Annotated in this window: 18 protein-coding genes; 12 read left to right on the forward strand and 6 right to left on the reverse strand. The window is 40.3% G+C overall.

Features of this window, described 5'->3' with window-relative positions; translation table 11 throughout:
* Positions 1-395: 395 nt before the first annotated feature.
* The 3 genes from PBAT_RS24290 (at position 396) to PBAT_RS24300 (ending at position 5,307) form a co-directional block, all read left to right on the forward strand.
* Positions 396-1,883 carry an N-acetylmuramoyl-L-alanine amidase family protein gene (locus PBAT_RS24290; RefSeq protein WP_068653226.1) on the forward strand — a complete coding sequence of 496 codons (1,488 nt, stop codon included), beginning with the start codon at positions 396-398 and terminating at the stop codon, positions 1,881-1,883.
* Positions 1,884-2,142: 259 nt separating this feature from the next.
* On the forward strand, positions 2,143-2,679 hold the full coding sequence (locus tag PBAT_RS24295) for a CueP family metal-binding protein (RefSeq protein ID WP_068653227.1): 537 nt from the start codon (positions 2,143-2,145) through the stop codon (positions 2,677-2,679).
* Between the two features lie 243 nt (positions 2,680-2,922).
* Positions 2,923-5,307, forward strand: coding sequence for a polyprenyl synthetase family protein (locus PBAT_RS24300; protein ID WP_068653228.1), 2,385 nt, complete (start codon positions 2,923-2,925; stop codon positions 5,305-5,307).
* A gap of 113 nt (positions 5,308-5,420) precedes the next feature.
* Here PBAT_RS24300 and PBAT_RS24305 read toward each other — a convergent pair whose 3' ends face one another.
* Positions 5,421-6,062: a helix-turn-helix transcriptional regulator gene (locus PBAT_RS24305; RefSeq protein WP_248912459.1), complete on the reverse strand. Its 642-nt coding sequence runs from the start codon at positions 6,060-6,062 to the stop codon at positions 5,421-5,423.
* Positions 6,063-6,144: 82 nt separating this feature from the next.
* Here PBAT_RS24305 and PBAT_RS24310 point away from each other — a divergent pair, with 82 nt between their 5' ends.
* Positions 6,145-8,217 (forward strand): serine hydrolase domain-containing protein, encoded by a 2,073-nt coding sequence (locus PBAT_RS24310; protein ID WP_068653229.1) that lies wholly within the window; start codon positions 6,145-6,147, stop codon positions 8,215-8,217.
* A 139-nt stretch (positions 8,218-8,356) separates the two neighbouring features.
* On the opposite strand, the gene PBAT_RS24315 is transcribed toward PBAT_RS24310, so the two are convergent.
* Positions 8,357-10,132, reverse strand: coding sequence for a sensor histidine kinase (locus PBAT_RS24315; RefSeq protein ID WP_068653230.1), 1,776 nt, complete (start codon positions 10,130-10,132; stop codon positions 8,357-8,359).
* Positions 10,129-10,869, reverse strand: a complete 741-nt coding sequence (locus tag PBAT_RS24320; protein WP_068653293.1) for a response regulator transcription factor — start codon at positions 10,867-10,869, stop codon at positions 10,129-10,131. The genes PBAT_RS24315 and PBAT_RS24320 overlap by 4 nt, the downstream gene beginning before the upstream one ends.
* 212 nt (positions 10,870-11,081) lie before the next feature.
* Here PBAT_RS24320 and PBAT_RS24325 point away from each other — a divergent pair, with 212 nt between their 5' ends.
* The 5 genes from PBAT_RS24325 to treR all read left to right on the forward strand — a co-directional run bounded on the left by PBAT_RS24325 (position 11,082) and on the right by treR (position 18,097).
* Positions 11,082-12,095, forward strand: coding sequence for a peptidoglycan DD-metalloendopeptidase family protein (locus tag PBAT_RS24325; RefSeq protein WP_246168242.1), 1,014 nt, complete (start codon positions 11,082-11,084; stop codon positions 12,093-12,095).
* 35 nt (positions 12,096-12,130) lie between these two features.
* Complete coding sequence (locus PBAT_RS24330; protein WP_068653295.1) at positions 12,131-13,123, forward strand: alpha/beta hydrolase; 993 nt, start codon at positions 12,131-12,133, stop codon at positions 13,121-13,123.
* Between the two features lie 454 nt (positions 13,124-13,577).
* Positions 13,578-15,281, forward strand: coding sequence for an alpha,alpha-phosphotrehalase (treC, locus tag PBAT_RS24335; RefSeq protein ID WP_068653231.1), 1,704 nt, complete (start codon positions 13,578-13,580; stop codon positions 15,279-15,281).
* A 30-nt stretch (positions 15,282-15,311) separates the two neighbouring features.
* Positions 15,312-17,345, forward strand: a complete 2,034-nt coding sequence (gene treP, locus PBAT_RS24340; protein WP_068653232.1) for a PTS system trehalose-specific EIIBC component — start codon at positions 15,312-15,314, stop codon at positions 17,343-17,345.
* A gap of 32 nt (positions 17,346-17,377) precedes the next feature.
* Entirely contained in the window at positions 17,378-18,097 is a 720-nt protein-coding gene (gene treR, locus PBAT_RS24345; RefSeq protein ID WP_068653233.1) for a trehalose operon repressor, read from the forward strand.
* Between the two features lie 94 nt (positions 18,098-18,191).
* Here treR and PBAT_RS24350 read toward each other — a convergent pair whose 3' ends face one another.
* The gene (locus PBAT_RS24350) at positions 18,192-19,166 is read right to left on the reverse strand and encodes a DoxX family membrane protein (RefSeq protein ID WP_246168243.1); all 975 of its coding nucleotides are present in this window, start codon (positions 19,164-19,166) and stop codon (positions 18,192-18,194) included.
* A 340-nt stretch (positions 19,167-19,506) separates the two neighbouring features.
* Here PBAT_RS24350 and PBAT_RS24355 point away from each other — a divergent pair, with 340 nt between their 5' ends.
* Both PBAT_RS24355 and PBAT_RS24360 read left to right on the forward strand, forming a co-directional pair.
* Positions 19,507-20,325: an AraC family ligand binding domain-containing protein gene (locus tag PBAT_RS24355; RefSeq protein ID WP_068653234.1), complete on the forward strand. Its 819-nt coding sequence runs from the start codon at positions 19,507-19,509 to the stop codon at positions 20,323-20,325.
* 45 nt (positions 20,326-20,370) lie between these two features.
* The gene (locus PBAT_RS24360) at positions 20,371-21,006 is read left to right on the forward strand and encodes a LysE family translocator (RefSeq protein WP_068653235.1); all 636 of its coding nucleotides are present in this window, start codon (positions 20,371-20,373) and stop codon (positions 21,004-21,006) included.
* Positions 21,007-21,158: 152 nt separating this feature from the next.
* Here PBAT_RS24360 and PBAT_RS24365 read toward each other — a convergent pair whose 3' ends face one another.
* Entirely contained in the window at positions 21,159-22,463 is a 1,305-nt protein-coding gene (locus PBAT_RS24365) for an MFS transporter (RefSeq protein WP_068653236.1), read from the reverse strand.
* Between the two features lie 322 nt (positions 22,464-22,785).
* On the reverse strand, positions 22,786-23,802 hold the full coding sequence (locus PBAT_RS24370) for a zinc-dependent alcohol dehydrogenase (protein ID WP_246168244.1): 1,017 nt from the start codon (positions 23,800-23,802) through the stop codon (positions 22,786-22,788).
* 352 nt (positions 23,803-24,154) lie between these two features.
* On the opposite strand from PBAT_RS24370, the gene nhaC reads away from it, so the two are divergent.
* On the forward strand, positions 24,155-25,543 hold the full coding sequence (nhaC, locus tag PBAT_RS24375; RefSeq protein ID WP_068653237.1) for a Na+/H+ antiporter NhaC: 1,389 nt from the start codon (positions 24,155-24,157) through the stop codon (positions 25,541-25,543).
* Positions 25,544-25,921 lie beyond the last annotated feature (378 nt).

Consider the following 25,921-nt stretch of genomic DNA (forward strand, 5'->3'; position numbering starts at 1 on the left):
TGGTTTAACCTGGTCTCTGTCAGCCACATGTTGACGAGTTAAATGCAACATAGGGGAGAATTAGTGAGTCATGGATGTTTAAAGAAAATACTAGTAAATGAGTAAAAACGGTTGATCATGATGTATTTATGATCAACCGTTTTTATATTCAAGCAGTATATGAATTGTAAGTTAACATTACAATCTCCCTCACCAGATATATTAAGAGCTCTAATAGATAATGAATGTAAGGTCATTTTAAAAGAAGTTAGATTGAAAGCACCATCTACAGAATGTATTGCTAAAAATGTAAATAAAACAGGATATTGGTACCTATATGTAGAATATTGTTATGATCGAGTGAAGCGGGTTGGTGAAAAAGATCTTATGAAGAAAATGACAAACCGAGGTGAATCATGAAGAAATTTAGCTTTTTAATCCTGTTGTGTGTATTCTTTATTATCAGTTATCCGACTAAAGGGGAGGCTGCAGCGGTTCAGTCAAAGATCATTCTTGATAGCAAGGAAATAAGTATGCCTGCTAACGTCAAGGTTCATGTCGTAAATGAGAATGTAATGATCCCGATTCGTATCGTTGTTGAGAATCTGAAATTTAAGGTAGATTGGGATCAAAAGTCACAAGGCGTCAAGATCCAACAAGATGCCAAGATCATATCCTTAAAGGTCAATCAACAAGAAGCGACGGTGGATGGCAAACAAGTTGTATTAACTGCTGCACCACAAGTAAAGAACGAAACCGTGCTAGTTCCTATTCGTTTCGTGAGTGAACAAATGGGGATTTCAGTAAGCTGGGATAATCTTGATAAAACAGTTTATCTGACAAGTAGTACCAAGGATTCTATAGATGTTGGACAAGCAGACACAGTAGTAGAAACGCTACTACCTATAACGGAAGTTCCAGAAGTTGATACTGAACCTATGGGTACAAATGGAAGTGGTCAGACAACGAATGCAGTAAATCATATTAATAGATTGAGCTTTGTAAACAACCAACTCATTATATCTTCAGATGGAGCTGTAATTCCTAAAATTTCCAGATTAACTAATCCCGATCGAATCGTAGTAGATCTACCCAATACAACTTTCGCTGATTCCTTTGGATCATTGCAACCTTTGGATGCTGGATTGAAAGGGATATTAGATATTAGTGGATATCCGAATATATCGGAAGTAAGGTATTCGTTGTTTACTCGTGATCCCTACCAGGTTCGAGTGGTCATTGCTCTGACACAAGCAAATGCATTTCAATTAATTACTGGTGTGGATTCAAATATGCTCGTAATCGATTTGAATGTGACAGAAGACAGTACAGCAACGGTTCCTCCGATCATCGAGTCAGGTCGTAAGGTTGTAGTTATCGATCCAGGACATGGCGGAAGTGATCCAGGTACAACTAGTATCACGAATAAGTATGAGAAGAACTTTAACTTGTCGTTAGCTCTGAAAGTCCAAGAACTTCTTCTAAAGGAGCCCAATATAGAAGTAGTAATGACGCGTGATAGTGACATCTACCCGACCCGTACTGAACGGGTGCAACTAGCAAATCAATTAAATGCGGATGTGTTTGTATCTATTCATGGGAACAGTGTACTCGCAGCACCTCAAGTGAATGGAACGGAAACTTATTATTATCAAAGAAGTAGTAGTAAAGATCTTGCCAATATCATTCATAAGTATTTAATTAAAGCGATAGGTTTAACTGATCGAGGGGTTAAAAATGGTAGTCTACAAGTGATCAGAGAGACTACTATGCCTGCTGTATTATTGGAAGTTGGATTCCTAAGTAATCGCTCAGATGAACAAATTATGTCCTCAGATACTGTTCAGTATAAAGCAGCCCAAGCTATTGTAGATGGCATTAAAGAATATATGGGTGTTAAGTAAAGAGGATTCATTCATTGATACGGTTTTTTTAGTGTACGCAGATGACACTAAAGAAACCGTAATGAATGATCGTTCAACATCTGATAACGGTGTAGTTAATCATTAGATTCTACAATGTTAAATTTCATTCTTTCGCTTTACATTCTTCACTATATCGCCCTTTCCTCATGAATACTAGCATGGTAATAATAGTTATACTATAGAAGATACATAGGGCTAGAAATGAACAATTCAATAGCGATAAGGGGATGATTACAAGTTGAGAAATAAAATATTAGTGGTAACTGGATTGGTTGTCATTGTTTTTGGTATGTATATGGTGATAGGAAACTTTGATAGAAATGCCCCTAAAGAAATTGATGCGCAAAGTATTAAGCAAATGGTGCATGATTATAGTACTGACATTTTAGAAGCTCAATCCGCTTCAATCACATCGAAGCAACTCATCGTAACCGATATTGATGAAAAAAAGTTAACCTACGACTTACCAGATAACGAGTTTTTCCTTTCCATTGCGCCATTCGTCGATCAAACGCATCCTTGCGCAACGCATAGCTTGACAGGCTGCCAAGGTGAAATGGTCGAACAAGAATTTAGTGTATCCATCAACGATATGGAAGGAAATGTGATCTTGGAAGATACATTGAAATCCCAATCTAATGGATTTATCGATCTTTGGCTTCCTCGAGACACCACATATAACATTAAGATCGAGCAAGGCGGGAAACAGGCAGAATCCAAGGTTTCTACGTTCGAAAGCGATGACACATGCCTGACCACGATGCAATTAATTTGAAATAGCATTTTCTTTGTGATATGAACAACTCGAACTAAAAAGTTCGAGTTGTTTTTTATTTTGTCTTTTTCCATATACTAGTCCACATAATAGCATTTGTACTTCACAGACCCGAAACATTCCACCCGTTCGTAACCCAATACATTCTTTCACGTATATAAAGGAATGAACATGATACGACGTATTTAATGTGACATGAATGGGTACATGTTTAACAATAATAGAATTTGAGGGAATCCACGTATGAATAAGGAATTTACACAACAAGCTGATACATGGTATCGGCTGGCTGAACAAAAAGCTACTCAATATTTTGCATTACTTGATATACAAATCAGGGAAAAGACTTATGTCCCTGCACTTACAGATGATTTTCGATTGTGGAAAAGTAAACATATTCATCAACAATCTTGGCTGTCCTTTTTTTCGTGGGGAAAGAGAAAGCCAAATTCGCGTGATTACCATAGGTATATTCAATGGCTGAATTATAGGGGTAAATTAGAAGATTACTTGGATCGAAGCGTTTCCTATATGTATATGAGGGATTTAGGTAAAGACATGAATTCTCCAGATACGAAGTCCAGAATTCAACGTCTAGTTGCTGACATCAAAAACCAATTAATTCATTCCTCTGCACCAAACCGGGGAGACCAGCCAGAATTCATGAGTCTTAACGGGTTGTATCGATGGGGACAGAAGGAAGGCATTGAAACTGCAGTAATCTGGGTGATCAGTAAACTTAAGAATGTATCCTCTAATATACCTAAGGAAATGAATGCGGAGCATGCTCAGCGCAAATTGATCAAGATCATTATTGGGGTTATTCTACACGTGATGGAAGAGATGGACGAAGAAATATCGCAGGAAGAACGTTCCCGGAGACTGGATGAAGCCATCAGACTTGGTTATTCCTATGGACTGACTTATCCTTTTATCGACGATCTACTCGATTCAGGGGTCTTAAATAAGCAAGAGAAAGAACAATATTCCCAAATGATACGTACCGCACTTCTCACTGGATCTATACCAGAATTGGAAGAGTGGGTGGGTAATAATAAGGATTTGATCCATTATGTACACGCCGAGCTTAGTGAAGCCTTTGAATATATTAAGAGACATCAGCGAGCTGAAACACAGAATACATTTTTCGAGCAGTCTTATGTGTTTTTTCATTCCCAGGACATGGACCGTGTAAAAGATCTATCGAACGCGAAATACACCAACGAAGAGTTGTATATACCGATCATCTTAAAATCCTCTTCTTCCCGGTTGATTGTCCGTACTGTCATTAGTGCACCCTTGGATGAAGGGTTTGATCATCGAACATTTTGTTATGGTATTTACAACCAGCTAGCGGATGATTTTGCGGATATGTTTGATGATATGAAAGACGGGGCTGTAACTCCGTATACTTACTATTTAAAATATCATACTCAGCGAACGGATCTGATCAATCCCTTTGAATTATACTGGGCGGTCATTTCCCATTTGATCCATAACGTGTATCACTCCGATGCCAAGACTCGTGAAGTAATACTGGATCGAGCCATCAATGGTCTAAAACGATGTAAAGAGCGCGTCGGTAATGAAAAATATAACGAGATTATGGATATTTTCGCCTCGGGTAATCCAGAATTTAATCGTCTAGTGCAACAAATGGTACGAAAAGCGAATGATGTGGATTTCTTTGATAAACTGCTTCGGGATCAGATGGTGATCAATCTTAAAAACAGTCGAACGGAAAAAGAAGACTTTTATGATACGATCCAAACGGTTCGCCTGCAGATCAACAGCATGTTACCCATTCACAAACATAAAGGGATTCCAGAAATGGAGCAACCTCTGATTGATGCTGCAAATTATAGTCTGGAAGGGGATGGGAAACGTATCAGGCCTATTTTGACTTGGGTTATGGGCGTGAACGAATATGGACTACACGCTTCAGAAATCGTCCCGCTTCTGAGATCATTAGAATACATGCATACCGCTTCCTTGATCTTTGATGATCTCCCATCTCAGGATAATGCTGCTACTCGTAGAGGGCGTCCAACGTTGCATCAGGTAGAAAATATTGCTACTGCCGAACTAACGGGATTGTTTCTAATCCTGAGGGCCATTAAAGAACAAGCGTCTCTTGAGCATTACAATGCCCAAACAGTGCTCACTTTGATGCAATATTCTGCCGAAAAGACAGAAGAGATGTGTATGGGTCAAGCGATGGATTTGCAGTCAAAAGGAAAAGAACTGACAATAGATCAATTGAATATGATGTGCTTTTATAAAACAGGAATAGCTTTTGAGGCTTCTTTGATCATGCCTGCCATTCTCGCTGAAGTTAGAGAGCCGGAAATTGTAGCTTTAAAGAAATACGCCTATCACGCAGGAATTGCCTTTCAGATTAAAGATGATTTGCTTGATATCGAAGGTGATTTACTCTTACTGGGTAAGCCTACGGGCAAGGATGTTGAAAACAACAATTCGACTTTTGTCTCCATCCTTGGAACTGTTGGTGCTCGGAAAGAAATGTGGGAACACTACTGCCTTGCTATGGAAGCATTGAAAGAGATGCCTCGTAACATCGTTTTTCTGAAACATTTAATGAATTATATGATTAATCGAGACCACTAAAATACGAAATAGAACGCAATTTAGAAGCCTGAATTTTCAGGCTTTTTTTTATTTTGTAAGTGTCATCGAATTGATTAATACAGCATCTAATATTCACAGCAGTAGCAGCGGTATTAACTGAAGCGGGAATGGAACTGCCAGATAAGCTCTCTACGGCTATTGACACCAGACTTGGTGAAAATGGATTTCAAATGATCCTGAACAGTGTAGGCTGAAATATGTAGATTCGTAGCTACTTCTTTCGTGGATAGTCCCCGAATCACCCCGTCTACAATATGCTGCTCCCGATCCGTCAGTCCGTATGCTTCTGCAATAATAGGAAGCATATCAGCGGGACTAGCGGGTTCGAAACTTATTATAAGTTGTATATGACCGTCGAAAGAGTTAAGCCTACTAGCACGAATGACTAAATAAGGTCCCTCGGACATACGAATACAAGCCTTAGCGATAGCCGAAGACTCGGATGTGATGTTGAGAGCTCGAATGCTCACAGCCCGGATTGGTCTAGGTAATATGTTACTTTCGATATGTTCCAATAACCTTAGTTTCTCTATCCATTGGTCCGCTTTAGGATTCGTAGAGAGTACCTCTAATTCATCAGAAATAACTGCAAAGCCAGAACCCGAACTGTCGTCCAATAATGTCTCATTCCCCATGGGTAGCGCAAGATGGAAAGCTCGCAATTTGGTTGCAATAAGAGGCACCAAAGATGCTATCCATTCACATTCCTCTTGCAAGAATATAGACTGATCCACATTTCTGTAAAGAGGAAAAATGAACCATTTTATCAAGTATATCGTAATATATCATAGTTTGATAATTAAGGAGGTTTGTTTAATGAAAAAAAGATGGATATGGATGCTGAGCGTTGCTATTGCGGTAACACCGATTGTCCCAACAGCTGCGCTAGCTTCTAGTAGTGAAGTTGTAACAACAAATCAGGTACTGGCGAAGATCGCTTCTGAGAAAGCGGCGCTACTTACCGAAAAGTACGGTACGATCAGCGTACAGTATGCATTGATCGACAATGGCAAGATTACAGTGTCGGGCCAGACAGGCTTAAACGACATAGAAGGGAATATCCCTCTCACCAAAGAAACCATGTATGGTATCGGATCGACGAGCAAGATGTTTACGGCAGCTGCCGTCATGAAATTGGTAGATGTGGGCAAAATCAATCTAGATACCCCCTTAGTGGAGTACATAAATGATTTCAAGATGATAGATGATCGTTATAAGCAAATTACGCCCCGAATGCTTCTGAACCATTCTTCTGGACTTCAAGGGTCGACTCTGGGTAATGCTTTTCTGTTCAATGATAATGACACGTATGCACACGATAATCTACTGGAGCAGTTGTCTACACAGCGTTTGAAAGCTGACCCGGGAGCATTCTCTGTTTATTGTAACGATGGATTCACTCTGGCTGAGATTCTGGTAGAAAAAGTAAGTGGAATGAAATTCACGGCATTCATTCATCAAAATTTTACCCAACCGTTAGAAATGAACCATACGAAAACGTCACAAGACATATTAGAACCAAGCAAACTGGCTGGACTATATTATCCAGGGGTTCTTGAGCAGCTTCCGAATGAAACTATTAATGTAATAGGAACGGGTGGAATCTATTCTACTGCCGAGGATATGGTGCGTTTCTCGCAAATTTTCACAAAAGAAGAGAATGGTATCCTCTCAGACAAAGCGGCACGGACAATGGAACAAGAGGAATACAAAAAGGGGTTGTGGACCAAAGAAGCGGATAATTCGATTGACTTTGGGCTTGGCTGGGATAGTGTAAGGTTGTTTCCGTTTAACGACTATAAAATAAAGGGCCTCAGCAAAGGGGGAGACACGATTCTGTATCATGCTTCCCTTGTAGTGCTTCCAGAGCAGAACATGGCTGCTGCAGTTCTATCGTCAGGAGGTAGTAGTTCGACGAACGGACTTCTGGCTAACGAACTTCTTCTACAAGCTATGAAAGAGAAGGGCACAATCAAAGACATTATACCGGAGAAATCATTCGTCATTCCTGTCAAGGCTGACATGCCTAACGACATCACAAAGTACTCCGGCTATTATGGTACTACCAATCAACAAATTAAAGTTGCTATAAAGGATGGAGAGCTATCATTATCGGTACCTAGTATTCCCGAATATCCTGAACAAAAATATATGTACACCTCGGAAGGGTCTTTTGTTAACCCAGAAGGATCCTCGAAGATCAGTATTGTAACTGAAAAAAATGGTCGAACCTACCTGTGGAATAGAGAATATGCATCCGTTCCTGAGTTGGGACAATTGGCTCTATCTCATTATTTAGTTGAGAAGTTGGAGATCAATAAGCTATCTCAAGAGACAGAAGCTATATGGGCAATGAGAGAAGGGGAAACGTATTACCCTGTGAGTGAGAAGTTCAGTTCTCTCATTTACATGATTATTAACCCAACAATCCAGATTACCCGTGCCAAAGATTTGAAAGGTTATCTAGGAGACAAAAAAATTACAGGCCCCGATACTGCTGAAAGCCAGCATCAAATTCCTGCCATGGGAAGCCGGGATACGGCTGAATATCGTTTTTACATGAAGGACGGTATAGAGTACCTCGAGGCAGCTGGAAGCTTGTATGTCAGTGAGGATAAAGTATTGCCACTCTATAATGGGAAACAATCTAAGGTAACTGTCCAAACGGATGGCAACGCCAGATGGTATAGCGTATCCAAAGCAGTTGAAGGTAAGAAGATGACCGTAGTGATGCCAGAACAAGGAGCATTTGCGGTATACGACGGTAAAGGAACATGCGTGAATTACTCCTTGATCAGCGGAAATAATGAAGTTGTTCTCCCTGAGAACGGAACGGTTGTATTTGCTGGTAAGGCTGGCTCTTCATTTAACATTTCGTTGAAGAAGTAGTTCATTGAATTGTTGGTTTAATCGTAGTAAAGGCTATTTTATATAAAGAACACCGGTAACTTTGAGCAACCTCAAAAATACCGGTGTTCTTTTTTATTTGTATGAGCTTTAATGTCGTTAGTCGTAAATTACTTTTCATTCAGCTCTTAATGGTAAGATCATCTTCACCCCAAATTAGGCGAATGACAGTGCCTTTTCCCAAAGCCGTATCTACGATAATTTGACCACCCATGGCTTCGATTAGCCCTTTGGATACGGCCATACCAAGACCTGTACCGTTCGAAGTCGAAGAGGTATTGGTTCCTCGGTAGTATCGCTCAAACAATCGATTTGCAGTATTTACATCCATACCCGTACCGTTGTCAGCGAATTGGATAGTATGTCCTATACCACCTTTGTCTGGCATAAGTGAGACAGTAAGTATCGTATCTGGTGGATTATGGAGAAGGGCGTTGGCTATTAAATTGTTAATGACCCTCTCCAACCAAGGTGTATACAGATTAACAGTGATGTCGATAGGAGAAGGATTGTAGACAATGGCTTCTTTCTTGTAAAAAGGGTTAGTTGCCGCTTGATTTAACGCTTTCTGTAACCAGTTATTGAGCTCGATCTCCTCGGACTCTGGCGGTCGGACACCGCTCTTCAACCGATAACTCATCGCAAGATCATTAATCAGCATATCCATATGTGCAGACTTCTCCAACATTGTACCCGAGAACTTACGAATCTCTTCTGCCGTCCATTCATATTGCGGTTCAGCAAGCAAGTGCGCATAGCCTTTAATCGAAACGAGAGGCGTTTTCAGATCATGGGTTATTCCAGCAATCCATTCTTCCCTCATATTATCCGTTTGCTGACGCAATGCCTGATCTCTTTGTAAGGTGCCTGAGAGCTTGTCTATTGAATACATAACGTCAGCAAAAATTCGGTAACGACGCTTCCATTTTCCTGAACGCATCCGGCTGCGGTGAATGCCTCTATGATCTACTGGCTCTTGGTATACAGCATTACCGAGATCGTCGAGCCATGTGAGGATATGAAGCAACGGGACGCCAAACCGATGTGCCTGCCATAGTGAGAGCAAGAGAAATGACAATAATATAGTTGAGAACATTACAAATATACCGATGAATATCGTTCTCGCTTCAGCAGATAAATACCAACTATCGCTTATAGGCTTGCCAAAAGCATTTGGAAGACTGACGACCCAGGTAAGTTCGCTTTCATTAACATATACGGAGGATAGATGGAAGCCGTATCTTTCGTTGTACATTGTGCGTAGAGCAAGCTCCTGAAGTGTATAGGTGTTCGGTGCAGATGCAGGTCGATTGAAGGCAGCTAGTTCGGAGCCATATGCATCTAGTAATTGAACGTAACCGTTAAGATGCTTAAGGCGTGTGGTTACTTCGTTAGGTAACATCAGAATTCCATTAGAAGTTAATGACCCTTGACTACTTACTTGTTCTAATAACGTGCCCATATCATTAGACACGCCATATAACAATGTAAATGTTCGACCGTCCTTCTCTTGGATCCATAGATAGATCTGATAGGGGAAAGGCTTGGCGCCTGTCCAATAGGAGAGGAACTCGCCTGGCGCATATTTCTTTGGCACATCCTTCGGTGCATTGTAGGATTGCTCAACTTGACCGTTCTCATCAAGACTTTGCAGCCATCCGCCGTTTTTCTTTACCTGTTCAAGCAAATGAGGGTCAAAACGAATGCCCTCCTTATCTAGTTCGGAGGACTCCACAAGCTGAGCTAATCCAACAGAAGCAAAATCTTGGGAGATGAGGGTATCGTTTAAGCGACCCAAAATCCAAAAAAGCGTAACTGCAGCAATAAGAAGCGCGAATGCACCGGCGGTAGCTAGCTGAAGCACGAATCTTATCGTTAGTTTCCGTTTGATGTTCATAATTGTTGGGAACTCCAAGTTTCTGCTTGTACAAGCTTATACCCAAGTCCTCTAACGTTAACGATAAAGATCGGGTATGCAGGGTCAGGCTCAATCCTTTCCCTGATGCGATGAATATGAACCATGACCGTGTTGTCATCGTGTAGTGCTTCTTCCCCCCAGACGCTTTCATATAACTCGCTTTTACTGAAAATCCGATTAGGATTCTTGCATAAGAAGAGCAACAACTGAAAGACTAGCGCTGGACAGGCTACCACCGTTTGATCAACGCGAAGCATGCCGGCTGTTTCATCAACCAAGAAATGTCCATAGTCATACATCACGTTTCTTTTGTTAGAATGCTGTACTTTAGCTACATGCTTAGCTCCTAGGTAACGCCTTAAATGCGAGCGTATCCGTGCAATAACTTCCATCGGATTAAATGGCTTGGTAATGTAATCATCGCCGCCTACAGCAAATCCAGTCAGCTTATCAAAGTCAGATTCTCGTGCAGTTAGAAATAAGATTGGAGCATCCGTCGTTTGACGGAGAAATGGACAAATTTCGATTCCGCTACGTCCTGGTAAGAGGACATCTAATATGATCAAATCATAGATTTTCGCTTCGCATGCAGCGATTGCTGCTTCACCAGTCATGACCGTATCTATATTCGTATATCCTTCCTTACGAAGGACAGTCAACATGAGTTCAAGAATGGATTGCTCGTCATCGACAAGTAGAATTTCCGCAGTGTTCATGTTCTCATTCCTTTCTTCACCATAGTCGTTCATTCCATCATATCATGATTTCTTGGACGCGAACGAGGCGCTACCTTAACGGAAGCTTAATTGTCCCCTGAAGTCATAGATGAGAGTTAAGACATCGTTAAGTTTGCGTTATACGGGACCTAAGAATGGTTTGTTAGAATTAGGGAGACAAAATGGTATTTAAAAATATGGGGGTTCTGGAGATGAACAAGATGACTAGAAAGAACAGGCTGGATCTCATCCACTATAGCAAAACAGTACTGGCAGTTAGTGCGCTAGTAGCTATCATAACGGCATGCGGTGGAGAAAATACGGCAATAACAACAGAAAAACCAACAGAAACAACGAAGGTTGAGGTGCAAACAATGAAGCCAGAGGAAGTACCTGTGGAACTCCTTGATGGGAAGTATGCGAAAGTATATGCCTATTTTAGTGATGAGTTCAAACAACAGTTGAGCGAAGTTGATTTTGTAAGTATGGCGCCAGATTTACTAAAGGGCATTCATTCGTTCAAGCAGGCCTCGGTCATGCAGCATAATGGTGGCGATCAACGTTCATGGATAAGCAATTCAGGTAACATGGGACTGACTAGTATTTTTGATGAAAAAGGAGCCATATCGGGACTTCTGGTCAAGGAGTTGATTTCTTTTCCAGAAACGGACAATCGCCTGACTAATATTAAATACAATTGGCCCTTGAGCGGGGAGTGGTATATTGTCTGGGGTGGAACGAATGTCCTAGTTAATTACCACTACGAACATGAAAGTCAGCGATATGCCTATGACATTGTGCAGAGTAAGGACGGCTATTCCTATAAAGGCGATCCATTGAAAAATGAAAGTTATTATGCATTCGGTCAACCCGTTCTTGCACCAGCAGACGGAACCGTGGTCTCGATCGTAAATGATATTCCGGATAATGAGCCCGTTGGCGTGATGAACGAAAAAATACCTGCTGGTAATGAGATTGTTATTGACCATGGCGGAGAATATAGCGTACTGGCTCATCTGAAGAAAGGTTCCGTTAAAGTTAAAGTAGGCGATAAGGTGAGTAGCGGTGAGGAAATCGGTTTGCTTGGCAATTCAGGCAATTCTAGCGAAGCGCATCTTCATTATCAGGTGTCAGACGGTGCAGAACTATTCAAGTCTCGTTCGATTAATATTAATTGGAAGGAAGGGATCACCCCTGTGCAAGGAGAGATTGTAAAGGCCGAATAATTTAATGAAGAAATTTATTGGTACGAATCTTATTAATGGATGAATACAAACGAAACAAACATCAGGAAGGAAATTCAATTATGAAAAAAATGCTTAAATTTATACTTATATCAATAGGAGCAATCCTTGTAGCAATAGGTGTTTTTCTAGCCATTGTGTATACCGTTAATATTGTCTGCAACAAAGTGGAGAACGGTAAAATAGAATCTTATGGTCAGCTTGTATCCGTAGATGGAAAAAATATGAATGTTACGATTCAAGGCAAAGGCGAAGAAACAGTTGTACTCATACCAGGTTATGGAACAGGAGCGCCAGGTATTGATTTTAAGCCACTCGTAGAAGAGCTAGCTCCATTTTACAAAGTAGTCGTGATTGAGCCTTTTGGTTATGGATTAAGTGATGTATCAGACAAAGAGCGAACCATTGAAAATATTGTAGCTGAAATTCATGAATGTTTACAAAAACTTAATATTAATCGTTACACGCTGATGGGTCACTCCATTGCTGGAATTTACGGATTAGAATATGTGAACAAATATGAATACGAAGTGAGTGCATTTGTCGGGATTGATAGCAGTGTTCCAACGCAAGGTGGTACGGATGATGAGTACCCGACAGGAATTTATAAATTCCTCAAAAAATCAGGTTTTTACAGATTGATAATGAAACTAGCCCCAGACCAACATATTGCACTAGCAGTTGATGATACAACGAGAGAACAAATTAGAATAATTTCTCTTAAGAACGCAATGAACCCAAATATCATAAGTGAAGGGGAAAATTTCCAACATAATTTTAAAGCTGCCGAAACCTTTAAATTCCCGTCAAATCTTCCTGTTATATTCTTTTTAGAAGAGAATAATACGGATGTTGAAGGATGGATACCTCTGCATGAAGAACAGATAAAGAATTCTGTGAACGGAAAATTAATAGAACTTGAAGGGGGACATTATTTACATCATACTAAATCAAAAGAAATCGTTGAAAACTTTAGGAGCTTTATCGAAGAAGTAGAATCTAACAAGTAGATTATTGAAAAATTCAAGAGTCGGACAATTCACAGCGTATTGTGAATCGTTCGACTCTTTTTATATCAAGAAACAGAATAATAGAGATATGCAAAGCTATATAGGCGGCAATTTATCAAAAGATATGCTCAAAAAAAGGTCTTATTATATACGCTCTGGTAAAGAGACACGATACGATAAATTGCCGGGCTTCAAACACACGCTAAGTTTATAACCAATTGATATTGTTTAATTAAATGGTATAGCTGTACTTTTTTGTAACAAACAAAATATAGGTTATGAACAAGGTTGAGATGAAAAACCCTATTAAGTTTGACAACCTGTATATACAGGTGTAAGATTCTATCTTGTATATACAGGTTGTCAAACAAAACCTAATGTATTCATTGCTGAAGATTGGTAATTTTATTATTTCACATGTACACGTTTACATAACATCTAGGAGGGACTATAAATGCTAAATGCGTCTAAAGAACAGTGGTGGCGGAAATCAACTGTATATCAGGTATATCCCAAGAGCTTTAAAGATACTACTGGTAGCGGTACAGGGGATATCAAGGGGCTAATCGGAAAGCTCGATTATCTGCAGGAACTGGGAATTGATATTGTATGGTTGCAACCGATCTATGTATCTCCGCAAAATGATAACGGTTACGATGTTGCGGATTACCGTCAGATCGATCCTGATTTCGGGACGATGGAAGATTTTGAGGAACTGATGAAAGAATTGAAGAAACGCGGTATGCATCTGATGACAGATATTGTTGTCAACCATTCTTCCACGGAACATCAGTGGTTTCAGGAGGCAAAGAAATCAAAGGACAACCCATATCGCAATTATTATATCTGGAGAGATCCTGCTCCGGGTGGTGGCGTACCTAATAATTGGCAGTCGAAGTTCGGTGGGTCAGCATGGCAATTCGAGGAGACTACAGGACAGTATTTTCTTACCCTATTTGACAAGACACAAGCAGATCTGAACTGGGAATATGAGAAGGTTAGACAGGAAGTTGCAGATCTAATGATCTTTTGGGTGGAGAAGGGTGTCAAAGGGTTTAGGATGGATGTAATCAACCTGATCTCTAAGGATCAGAACTTTCCTGATGATGACGGAAGTATTGCTCCCGGTGACGGTCGGAAGTTCTATACAGATGGTTCACGGGTTCATGAGTATATTAAGGAGCTGTATGCGAAGGTTTTCGGACCGTACGACCTTGTAACTGTAGGCGAAATGTCATCAACTACGCTGGAACATTGCATACGTTATTCCAACCCACAGGAAGAAGAGTTCTCGATGACCTTCAATTTCCATCACCTGAAGGTGGATTATAAGAATGGACAGAAGTGGGAACTGAAGCCATATGATTTTGAAGAACTGAAAGGATTGTTCACTAAGTGGCAGACCGGAATGCAGTCTTCAGGTGGCTGGAATGCACTATTCTGGAATAATCATGACCAACCGCGTGCGTTATCCCGGTTCGCTAATGATGGAGAATACCGCACAGAAAGCGCTAAGATGCTAGCTATAACATTGCACGGACTACAGGGTACCCCTTATGTATATCAAGGTGAAGAGATTGGGATGCCCAATCCCGACTGGCACGATATTAGCGAATTCAATGATATTGAATCAACAAATATGTACCGAATTCTACAGGAGCGAGGGCTTACCAGTGTAGAAGCAATGACAGTCTTACGGGAACGCTCACGCGACAATTCCCGGACCCCGATGCAGTGGGATGATACTGAAAATGCTGGATTCACAAGTGGTAAACCTTGGCTCAAATTAGACGAAAGATATCCGGAAATTAATGTTAAACGAGAACAGGAGAATGCTGATTCAATTCTTTCACATTATAAAAAACTGATTCAACTACGGAAGCAGGAGTCTGTTATAACTGAAGGTTTCTTCAAAAGACTGGATGATCAGCACCCTGAAATTTTCGCCTATGCACGAATGACGGATTCAGAAACGCTTATTATCGTTTCCAATTTCAGTAGCAAGCAGACATCATTTACTTTTGCAGAGGATTTCTGGACCCCCCGTGCAGAAGGCAGAGATACGGAATTACTAATCGGCAATACCCACCAGTCTCCTTCATGGGGAAAGACACTTGAACTCATGCCCTATGCGTCTTATATGTGGATTATCCGATAGAACTAAACAATGAAGTGAAGGAGCGTTAATATGGCTATTAATCGGCAAGATGTAGAACAAATCGTGAAGGCTATCGGAGGAAAAGAGAATATTGAAGCCGCAACACACTGTGTGACAAGGCTCCGACTTGCTCTCAACGACGAGAGTAAAGTCGATACGAAGGCGCTTGAGAACAATCCTCTAGTTAAAGGTCATTTCTCTACACAGGGTCAATTCCAGGTTATTATCGGTCCAGGCCTGGTTGACAAAGTTTATGAAGAAATGATTGCCATCACCGGTGGGAACCGGGCTACTAAGGATGAGGTGAAGAATGCTGCTAGCAAGAAACAGAATCCGTTGCAGCGAGCAATCAAGATGCTGGCAGATATTTTCATTCCGATTCTTCCTGCTATCGTTATGGCTGGTCTATTGCTGGGGATTAATAATATTCTAACGGGTCCCGGCATTTTTTTCGATAGTAAATCACTTGTCGATGTCTATCCGCAATGGAAAGACGTTGCGTCTATTATTAATACGATAGCTAGTACTGCCTTTACTTTCCTACCTGCCCTCATCGGTTGGTCGGCAGTAACACGCTTCGGTGGCAGTCCGCTACTCGGTATCGTTCTCGGACTTATTCTCGTTCATCCTGATCTGCTCAGTGCTTATGGTTATGCCAATGCCAAGGTAGAAGGTACGGTTCCTGTGTGGGATCTGTTCGGTTGGCATGTCAACAAGATTGGTTATCAGGGGCAGGTGCTACCAGTTCTGGTCTCTGCCTATTTTCTTGCGAGACTGGAACGCTGGCTGAACAAAAAGGTGCCTGACTCATTTAAGTTGCTAATTGTCGCTCCAGTAGCACTTCTAATTACTGGATTTCTAGCCTTTACGGTTATTGGTCCTATTACCTTTATTATTGCTAATGCTATTACATCGGGACTAGTTAGTATCTTTGGTAGCTTCCCCGCGATAGGTGGATTAATCTATGGGGGACTATATTCGCTACTTGTTATTACAGGTATGCACCATACTTTCCTAGCAGTCGATATCCAGCTTATCGGTTCAGAAGGCGGAACCTTCTTATGGCCAATGCTGGCTTTGTCCAACATTGCACAAGGAGCTGCCGCACTCGGCATGATGTTTGTGGCCAAACAGGAAAAAACAAAAGGCCTGGCTGTCACTTCATCCATTTCTGCCTTCCTTGGCGTTACTGAACCCGCTATATTTGGGGTTAACATACGCTTCAAATACCCGTTTATCTTCGGGATGATCGGATCGGCCATTGCAGGTGTGTTACTTGCGCTGAATAATGTACTCGCGTCTTCCATTGGCGTAGGTGGGATTCCTGGATTCTTATCCATCTTCCCGAATCAGTGGGGCGTATTCTTTATCGGCATGGTGATTGTGCTAGTTGTTCCGTTCAGCGCTACCGTAATATACGGAAAATTCCGCAACCGTGGAACTAATGACTTGAACAGTGAAGACAATATGTCTGACGATGGCGTGATTGCCATAGAGCCGGATAGTGATATCGTAAACAATACTGAAAGTACTGTTACTCCGGTTCTCACACAGTCCGCCTCCGACAAAGTCTCCATTCCTGCTACAGCTGTCAATGTGGTTGAGGTAATGTTGCCTGTAAAAGGAAAGGTTGTGTCATTAGAGCAAGTACCTGACCCAGCGTTTGCTGAAAGACAAATGGGGAAAGGCGTTGCTATTGATCCGTCCGAAGGGAAAGTTGTTGCACCATTTGATGCTACTGTAGCACATGTCATCAAGAGCAAACATGCCATTATTCTGGAGCATGCCTCGGGAGTACAAATTCTTATCCATATCGGAATAAATACGGTCTCACTTAAGGGTAGCGGATTTACCGCCCATGTAGCCACGGGTGATCAGGTGAAATCGGGTCAACTACTGCTTGAATTCGACCGAGAGGCCATCTTGGCAGCGGGTTACCCATTGATTTCTCCGATTATAGTTCCTGATGGGCAAGATGTCATAGAACGGGTAGAGGAAATCGTGAATTCGAATCCTGAACAAGGGCAATCCTCTCCTATTCTTAAGATCTATCTTCAAGGTTAATAATTATGGTAATATGAGCATGGTGATTAATATTGAATAAAAATATATATATGCAAATCTATAATGACTACTCTGCTCAGGTTCAGTCCGGTTCGCTCTCCACAGGACAAAAATTACCTTCGGAGAATGAGCTCGCCGGAGCGTACAGAACATCAAGGGAAACAGTACGTAAGGCTCTGCACATGCTATCTGAGAATGGATATATCCATAAAATCAAAGGTAAGGGATCATTTGTTCTTGATACACAACGGATGAGCTTTCCCGTTTCCGGATTAGTCACTTTCAAAGAAGTGTCTGAGCGATTGGGCCGTTCGGTACGTACAATTGTGTATGAGAACGACTGTGTACCTAGCACTGCAGAGATTAGAAGGTGTTTACAACTGAAGGAACCTGGTCCGGTGTGGAAGGTGGTCCGTGCACGCGAGATTGAAGGGGAGAAGATTATCTTGGATAAAGATTATTTTTTGACCACATATGTGCCTTCCCTATCTCTTGAAGCAGCCACCAATTCTATCTATGAATATCTGGAGCAGAAGTTGAATCTACCAATTAGCTACGCAAAAAAAGAAATTTCTGTCGAAGAAGTAACCCCTGAAGACAAGCTACTGCTTGACTTACATGATTATCAGCATATTGTTGTGGTCCGCAACTATGTGTATCTGGTGGACACGACACTGTTTCAGTATACGGAATCGCGGCATAGACTGGATAAGTTTCAGTTCGTTGACTTTGCCCGCCGAGTTAAGAACTAATTCTCATTGGACAATGCCTAGAGTAGCAATGGTTATACAGATGAATAGCTCTATGCAGACAGCGTGTGCCGATACTCAATCGGCACACGCTGTTTTAAAATTGCTGTATCCAAATAAACAATGCCATCAAACAAATCAACAACATACAAAAGTTTACCACCACAAACAGACAGCGAAGCCACATGGGCTGATGAAACTGATAGAGTGCGCTTGGTGCTCCTTTACCTTCAATTAGAAACATGAGTAGTAAGGTATGAATGATCCAATGACCAACAACTTCCGTGAACCCGAATACCGTCGTAGTGGTCAAAAATATTCCTGTAAGTAACAGTGCAGTAAATCGGTTCATGATTCCCAGAATGAGCACCCAACCTAAGGCCAGTTCAATAAAAGCAGCTATTAGTACAAATTCTTCTGTTGAAAACCCCAATGTTGGAAGCTTATACTCATAAATAAGTGTCTGGGTGAGACCTGGCATAGTCATTTTTTCCATAGAGAGCCACGCTAAGGATATACCGGTAAGCGTGTATAGTACCCGTATTGACGATACCTTAAATCTGTTATTCACAGCGAATAAGTAATAAATAATTCCAACATAGAAGAAGTAATCAAGCGCATGAAATAGTCCATATTGTAATGCTGAATTCAGATATAAGAAAGCGATTGCAAATCCACTCACAGGCAACAGTCGCCTATGAAATAAACCTATGATGGCAACGATAAGTAATACGTATACCCACCAAGAATCTATTAGAAACGTAGGTGCTAGATATGACCCCGTGCAAAGCTGCAACATTAAGCCTAATCCAACCCCAACCCGGAAGATCAGCAATTGGTAGGGGTTAAAGCGATTTAAGAAATCTAATATTTTGCTAACGAATATATTACGTTCAATCTCTTTATTTATGATCGTTGCAAACAACAACACAAGTAAGGTTATACAAAGCCAGAATATAAAATCAGGTGTGAGTATCTTTGTTAGAGGCTTGGATATCCAGCCATCATCAGCTATAAACCATTTAACATGTAAATACAAATGACTTGGTATTAGATAATGTAACATTGCCATGTGAATCTCCTTTAATTTTTTGATTTTAAAAATACAATGTATTAATTAAGAGTACCCAAAAATAGTCATACAACGATAAACTTCACCCCTCTTTGAAAATGTGATAAATTATTTGAAATTAATAATACACTATTTTGGATTATATGTATTTAAATGTTAATAATAGTTTGAATTAGCATTACAATTATTCAGTTTGATAACGAAAATCTTATTGCTCATAAACAAGCGCAACCAATCAACTAGGATTCGTTGCGCTTGTTTATGAGCAATATCATACAAGAAAAATTTTATAATATATGTTACTTTTAAAAATGTCATCATGATAAGGAGGTTAGTTGGGATGCTAAATGAAATTCGAACGATATATCTGGATTCTGATTTGAACATAGAAGCCTACCGATTCAAAGGAATCATGCAAAAATTCCCTGCTCATTTTCATGAATATTATGTCATTGGCTTTATTGAAGAAGGGCAACGTTATTTAGTGTGCAAGGGCGAAGAATACATCATTAATCCGGGGGACTTATTATTATTCAACCCTTTTGATACGCACAGTTGCGAGCAGATTGACGGAAAAACTTTAGATTATCGATGCATCAACGTGACACCGGAAGTCATGAAAAAGATTGTTCTAGAGATTAATGGTAGCGACAACGCTCCATTCTTCAAACCAAGTGTAGTATACCAAAGTGAGCTAGTATCTAATTTAAAAGAACTACATATAAGGGTTTCGCAGGAGGAACATGATTTTAAGAAGGAAGAGTTATTCTTATACTTCATGGAAGAGCTCATTCAGACGCATTCTGACTTGACAATCATTCCAACAACATATGAACCCTCTATTGAAATTCAAACGGTGTGTAGCTATTTGGAGGAGAATTACACAAGAACGATTACACTAAACGATTTGAGTGCCTTAACAGGATGGAGTAAGTATCATTTGCTTAGATCATTCACGAAACAAAAGGGACTATCGCCTTACAGCTATTTGGAGACGATTCGAATATATCATGCGAAAAGGCTGTTAGAACAAGGGGTGAAGCCCATTGAAGTGTGTTTTTTGGTAGGATTTAGTGATCAAAGTCATTTGACTAAATTCTTTAAAAGACAGATTGGGTTAACGCCCAAACAATATATGAGAATTTACCTCAACACGTAATAACTAGCGGATGAACGACTTAATGAGGAGGAATAAAGGAATACGATGAATAACTTAATTGCATTTAGTCTAATGGCCCTTATGATGTCTATGTTACCTGGTACAGACACGGTACTTATTATGAAAAACACACTGATGCACGGTGCTAAAGCGGGTAGATATACGATACTGGGCATGGCGACCGGACTAACTTTTTGGACTATTGTTGTCGTACTCGGTTTATCAGTAGTCATCTCGCAGTCTGTATTTCTATTCAATACAATCAAGTATTTGGGAGCTGCCTACTTGTTCTACTTAGGTATAAGAGCATTTTTTACTAAAAGCACACTTGTATTAGAGGATGTTCAAGAAGAAGATAGTCAGGGTTCTATTAAAAAGTTATCGTACAATCATAGTAAGGAATCATATCTACAAGGAGTATTCAGTAATATTCTTAATCCTAAGACCATACTGGTCTACATCACTTTCATGCCTCAATTCATTGATCTGAATGGAAATACAAATCAACAGCTGATCACATTGGGATTAATCCTTACTGCAATAGCAGTGGGTTGGTTTCTGATTGTAGTGTATCTATTAGATCATGTGAAACAGTGGCTAAAAAAACCTAAATTCCAAAAAGCCTTTCAAAAATCTACGGGGTTAATGTTAATTGGATTTGGAGTGAAAACTGTTGTTTAACTACATTAATTATTAATGTAATTAATAATAAAAACTCAGCATTTCCCATTTTGCTAAACAGGAGAAGAAACTCAAATTTATCATCATAAAGAAGGCAGGATAAAGGGATGTATTATCTCTCAATCCTACCTTTTTTTAAAATTCTCCTACTATTATTTATGCTTGCTACGAGGCCAGAACACGACTGGGATAAGCAGTAGTGAAAGAATTCCCCCAGCAAGTGAGAGTGTTGTGTAACTGGAATAAGCTAACACCATGCCAGAAAGTGCACCTCCTGATGCTCCCGCCAAAGCGATCAATACATCAACAGATCCTTGCGTCTTTGCGCGAGTCGATGGATGAGTTGAATCCAACATGAGTGCAGTACCACTAATCAAGCCGAAGTTCCAACCAAGACCGAGTAAAGAAAGAGCAATAATTAGTACGAGTATGGAATCAGCTGGAGCAATAGCAGCTACTATAGCAGCTGTAAGAAGGGTGGCACCAGATGCCATTGCCATTGCCTTACGTCCAATCTTATCTACAAGAATACCAGTTAAGAGAGATGGTAAGTACATCGCACCTACATGGAAACCAATTACGAGTCCTACTGCTTTCAAATTGTGTCCATGATGCCCCATATGTACAGGTGTCATTGTCATAATTGCAATCATGACAATTTGGGTTAATACCATTACAGCTGCTCCAACCATGATCCCACGTTTATTTATTGCTAGTGATTGGGAATTCGTATCTATTAGATTTCGCTCATTCTGATTCTGTACATCTTTTGCAATGGCTCTCGCAACGATAAGAGGGTCTGGTCTAAGAAACATTAGAAGTACCATTCCAGCGATGATGTAGGCTGCAGCTGCTAGAATAAAGGGACCAGCTAGAGCAGGGACACCGATTGACGTAGCAAACCTACCCATTACTTCAACCAAATTTGGCCCCGCAACAGCACCGAATGTGGTAGAAACCATCGCAATACTAATAGCTGTTGCCCGTTGCCTAGAATTTGCTAAGTCAGTTCCCGCATAGCGAGCTTGTAAATTGGTTGCAGTACCGGCACCATAGATGAGGAGTGATACTAAAAGTAGTAGAATATTATGAGATAATGCTGAAATAACTACTCCAATCGCACCGATACCTCCCAGTAAGAATCCTGTCGCTAGGCCTATACAGCGCCCAAAACGTTGAGAGAGTTGACCTACTAGAAGCGCTGCACCCGCTGAGCCAAGAGTAAACAGCGCAGCAGGAACACCTGTAAAACTATCTGTTCCTAACATATCCTGTGCGAGTAGTGCCCCAACTGTTATCCCTGCAGCAAGTCCTGCGCCTCCAAAAATTTGTGAAATAACAACGATAAGCAGTGTTCGTCGATATAACTGCCTTTGCTTTATAGAAGAACCAATGTAACGTTGTAACGAATTTGATTGATGGTCTAATGCTTTTGTATCATCCGATTTACTCGACATCACTAAGACTTCCTTTCCAATTAACCTCCTCTTATATTTTACAAATACATTCCGATCTTGAACACTCTTTTATGATTTTCATTATCATGAAGCCAGTGTTTCTTTTGATTTTACTATCCATGCCTAATCAGTAGTCCAACTACTTTAGATTCAACAAGAGACGCATAAGCAGCACAAGTCCTCGATCCAATTCATCAACATCTTTAGTCGATGTTAGTGAAATACGAATAAATTGATACGGCACAAATAAACGAGCTCATTTTGAACTGAAATCGAACAAAATGAGCTCTGATACAATACACAATATACATTAGTTAAATGATTATGTTAAATCTACAACAACTTTAATTGTTTCTTTAGCATCGATTGCTTTATTGAATGCTTCTTGGATATCATCAAGTTTATAGACTTGTGTAATGATGGTTGATAGATTAGCTATACTTGTAAGGTGTTCAATAACCTTCGCAATATCCTCGTGAGTATAACCACTAGCACCTTTAATTTGTACTTCTTTTGACATGATTTGTGCCAGGCTAATAGGTACTTCATTTTTATAAACGGCGATAATCGAAATCCTTGCATGAGGTTTGATAATCTTCATGACTTGATCAAATAGAATAGGTGCACCTGCTGCATCAATAAATACATCGACATTTGGGACATTTTGTCCGTAAACATTTATTGCACCAAATTGTTTTATAAGTCCTTCTTCAAGACTTTCTTTCGTTGTATTTACAGTAACAGCACCTAGTTCAATTGCTTTCCCTAAACGCCAATCATCAATATCAACTACACATACATTCGTAATTCCTTCCGCAATTAAACTTGCAGCAGCTGAAAGACCGATTGGACCAGCACCTAACACAACGACTTTATCTGTCGGCCCAGGGTTCGAGCTAAAAGCACCATGTCGCCCAACACTCATTGGTTCCATTAATGCAGCTACTTCTACAGGAATATTTGAATTCATTTCATATAAGTTATGATTCAGTGCTGCATCTTCAATCAGGACAAATTGTGAGAATCCAGAGCATTCTAGCGATTTACGACGCCCAACCTTCTTTGCTGTGATCGGATTTATCCCAACGCGCATCCCAACTACAATATCAGAAGATACATCTGTTCCTACCTCAACAATTTCGCCTACCATTTCGTGTCCGAACTCGGAACCTAGACTGATACCCATATTACCTGCTCCAGCCTTCACGATATTAATATCTGTACCACAGATACCACTACGTAAGTTGCGTACTAAGACATCTTTCGTTCCAACAGAAGGAATTGGTCGTTCTTCCAAGCGAATATCATTCTTACCATAATATATTGCTGCCTTCATCATGTAAGTACACTCCTTCTCATACATCAATATATGAACGGGTATAATTTTAATAGTTTAAAAAGAAATGAGCAAACAACAATAGATTATCTTTTGTAAACTAAACAACACAATTAGAGGATGTGTTGATTTGTAGTGTGCTTTTTAAACACGTTAGAAATATGTATATTGAAATATTCAGTTAAATTTGCTGCCAAACCTGATTGGTATATTTATAACATTGACTCTACTTATAGTTATCGTATATATTACGTCAGTACTTCAATGCTAAAAAGCAAAAAAGCTTCAAAGTGAAAAAGTGAATAGAGATATAGAATCTAATTTTCCATAACAATGTATAAGGAGCTCTTACATCATGAACCGACAACTTAGTTTCTCAAAAAGCATTATTCTCATTGTATTTATTCTGGCACTTCTATTTGTATCGATCTTTCTATTAAAAGCAGAACCACAAATCCCACTTCTTGCAACAACCGTTGGGACAGCCACCTTATTGAGATTGTTCGGCTTTTCTTGGAGCAGAATCGAATCGGCAATAATTAAAGGGATTCAAACGGCCATTATGCCAATTCTTATCCTCTCACTGATAGGTATTCTGATCGCCGTATGGATGATGAGCGGTACGGTACCGACGATTTTATACTATGGAATGGATTATATTAATCCGCAATATTTTGCAGTGAGCGCGTTATATATCACAATCGTCGTCTCGATGTTCACGGGAAGTTCATTTACCACAGTGAGCACAGTCGGAGCCGCATTGATGGGAATTGCCTTGTCGACGGGTATTTCTCCAACCGTGGCTGCTGGAGCGATTATTTGTGGGGCATGTTTTGGTGATAAAATGTCTCCGTTATCCGATACAACGAATTTCGCTCCCGCAGTGGCTGGCATAACTATATTTACACATATTCGGAACATGGTATACACAACGTTGCCGGCACTAGTCGTAACGACTATCTTTTTCCTGTTAGTGCCAACGACAAATTCAATCGATTTATCATCGTTACAAGAAATCAAGCTTGCATTGCAAAGCAGCTTCCAGATTCACTGGTTAACCTTGATATCACCGTTAGCAGTTATTGTTTGCTCTATTAAGCGGATTCCGATACTTCCAACGTTAGTCATAGGCATTGTCAGTGGCCTAATAGTGACTGCCTTGATTCAGCATCAGACGGCAATCGATGTCTGGTTTAGTGTGATGCAAAGCGGATACAAAGGTAAGATCGCCAACGAAACGGTTGCTTTGATCGTCAACCGCGGTGGATTGCAATCGATGATGTGGTCAGTGTCACTGATCTTAATTGCTCTATCATTAGGAGGATTGTTACAGCATTGCGGGGTCATCGAAGCCTTCTTCCAGAAGCTTATTCAACCGCTGAAACGTAAGAGCAGCATTGTTCTCATGACAGGGGCGTCATCTATTGCGGTAAATGGCATGACCGGCGAACAGTATCTCTCTATCCTATTACCTGGACAAATGTTTAAGGATGAATATACCCGTAGAGATATTCCAGCGAAGACGTTATCTCGTACGCTTGAAGATTGTGGAACACTCGTTAATCCTTTAATTCCATGGGGTGTTAGTGGTGCATTCTTCGCATCTACCCTTGGTGTTCCGGTGATAGAATATGCACTTTATACACCTTTCTTGTGGTTAAGCCCTATATTCACGTTTGCCTATGTCTTGATACCAAGATTGCAAAGGAACTCGCTTGGTAAAGATAAAGTGACATCAAAATAACTATTAAGCTATCAATCGAACGTTTTCGATAAAATAACGTAACATCTATTTTCCTAAAGTAAGAAAGGTAGAGGAATACCTCTGAATTGCACCCCTTAGAATTCATATTGGAAAACCCCCTGGGTAAATTCAATGTCAATTCTAAGAGGTGTATTTTTATGTCAAATAAAGGTCAAAGATGTAAGCTTGCCCTACGTTAATAAAGCAGTAATTGGGGCTCAATAACTGATTATTGAATAGATTACTTCAACTTTTAATACAGGTTACAAAAAACAACCGACAAAATCGGCTGCCTTTTCTCCGCTTAGAGTCACAATTAAATAGTAACTTTTGATAGATTGTTGTTATGGTTTCATCCTAATCCCAATCTATTGTTAA

The organism is Paenibacillus antarcticus (assembly GCF_001637225.1).
GTDB classification, from domain to species: Bacteria; Bacillota; Bacilli; order Paenibacillales; family Paenibacillaceae; genus Paenibacillus_AQ; species Paenibacillus_AQ antarcticus.

Excerpts from the sequence above, each read along its gene's own strand:
- PBAT_RS24290 (WP_068653226.1), top strand. The coding sequence starts at position 396 with ATGAAGAAATTTAGCTTTTTAATCCTGTTGTGTGTATTCTTTATTATC.
- PBAT_RS24300 (WP_068653228.1), top strand. The coding sequence starts at position 2,923 with ATGAATAAGGAATTTACACAACAAGCTGATACATGGTATCGGCTGGCT.
- PBAT_RS24310 (WP_068653229.1), top strand. The coding sequence starts at position 6,145 with ATGAAAAAAAGATGGATATGGATGCTGAGCGTTGCTATTGCGGTAACA.
- PBAT_RS24315 (WP_068653230.1), bottom strand. The coding sequence starts at position 10,132 with ATGAACATCAAACGGAAACTAACGATAAGATTCGTGCTTCAGCTAGCT.
- PBAT_RS24320 (WP_068653293.1), bottom strand. The coding sequence starts at position 10,869 with ATGAACACTGCGGAAATTCTACTTGTCGATGACGAGCAATCCATTCTT.
- PBAT_RS24325 (WP_246168242.1), top strand. The coding sequence starts at position 11,082 with ATGAACAAGATGACTAGAAAGAACAGGCTGGATCTCATCCACTATAGC.
- PBAT_RS24330 (WP_068653295.1), top strand. The coding sequence starts at position 12,131 with ATGGATGAATACAAACGAAACAAACATCAGGAAGGAAATTCAATTATG.
- treC (WP_068653231.1), top strand. The coding sequence starts at position 13,578 with ATGCTAAATGCGTCTAAAGAACAGTGGTGGCGGAAATCAACTGTATAT.
- treP (WP_068653232.1), top strand. The coding sequence starts at position 15,312 with ATGGCTATTAATCGGCAAGATGTAGAACAAATCGTGAAGGCTATCGGA.
- PBAT_RS24350 (WP_246168243.1), bottom strand. The coding sequence starts at position 19,166 with ATGGCAATGTTACATTATCTAATACCAAGTCATTTGTATTTACATGTT.
- PBAT_RS24355 (WP_068653234.1), top strand. The coding sequence starts at position 19,507 with ATGCTAAATGAAATTCGAACGATATATCTGGATTCTGATTTGAACATA.
- PBAT_RS24360 (WP_068653235.1), top strand. The coding sequence starts at position 20,371 with ATGAATAACTTAATTGCATTTAGTCTAATGGCCCTTATGATGTCTATG.
- PBAT_RS24365 (WP_068653236.1), bottom strand. The coding sequence starts at position 22,463 with ATGTCGAGTAAATCGGATGATACAAAAGCATTAGACCATCAATCAAAT.
- PBAT_RS24370 (WP_246168244.1), bottom strand. The coding sequence starts at position 23,802 with ATGATGAAGGCAGCAATATATTATGGTAAGAATGATATTCGCTTGGAA.
- nhaC (WP_068653237.1), top strand. The coding sequence starts at position 24,155 with ATGAACCGACAACTTAGTTTCTCAAAAAGCATTATTCTCATTGTATTT.